The sequence below is a fragment of the Pseudoalteromonas luteoviolacea H33-S genome (assembly GCF_001625695.1).
Classification (GTDB): domain Bacteria; phylum Pseudomonadota; class Gammaproteobacteria; order Enterobacterales; family Alteromonadaceae; genus Pseudoalteromonas; species Pseudoalteromonas luteoviolacea_B.
In genome coordinates this window covers 1-753 of the sequence record NZ_AUXY01000010.1, presented here as the reverse complement: position 1 = coordinate 753, position 753 = coordinate 1, and the positions used below count along the sequence as shown (strand labels likewise).

The 753-nt window shown below is 43.3% G+C and carries 1 protein-coding gene; it reads left to right on the top strand.

The window, feature by feature from the left end; all coding sequences use genetic code 11:
- Nucleotides 1-510, top strand: a 510-nt coding sequence (locus N477_RS00645; protein ID WP_155731756.1) for a transposase, incomplete at its 5' end; no start/stop codon positions are given.
- Between the last annotated feature and the right edge of the window lie 243 nt (nt 511-753).

Sequence of the window (753 nt, the reverse complement as noted above, 5' to 3'; positions counted from 1 at the left end):
CATGTTTATCAATGGCGTTACTACCCTGTTGTTAAAGCCATTCAGGCTATGAGAGGTGTTCGTTTACTTGTAGCCGCTGGCGTTGTCGCTGAGCTTGGCGATTTAACCCGCTTCGACCATCCTCGAAAACTAATGAGTTACCTAGGTCTTGTACCAAGCGAACACTCGAGTGGCGGTAAAAGACACATTGGTGCAATTACTAAATGTGGCAATGGTCGTGCTAGACGTTTATTAGTCGAGGGTGCTCATAGTTACCGTCATGCAGCCAACATATCGACCGAGTTACAAAAACGACAAGAGGGTTTACCAAAGCAGATTGTTGATATCGCATGGAAAGCACAATTAAGGCTCTGTAAACGTTATAAAAAGCTCATTAATAAAGGCAAGCATTACAACCTCGTTGTCACCGCCATTGCCCGTGAAATGATCGCTTATATCTGGGCAATCGCAAAACAGATTGTGCTCTCGCCGATAAATCCTAAGTTAAGATTATCAAGAGTACCTGCTTAATATGAACGAATTAGAGTTAATGCATTGGATCAAGCATCGGGGGTGGCACAACCACCGACGGCGTTAGGATGGTAATGTTGCTACCGCAACATTGAATCACGAACATAGACTGAAGACAGGTGCCACGTCGAGTTAAGTAAAGTCTGCTCTGCTCATAAAAGTGAGTAACCAACGAATACCAGCAAGAAAACCGACGAAATTACTTGCTTCATCCTATTCATTAACTCTTTCTAATTCGAGTTA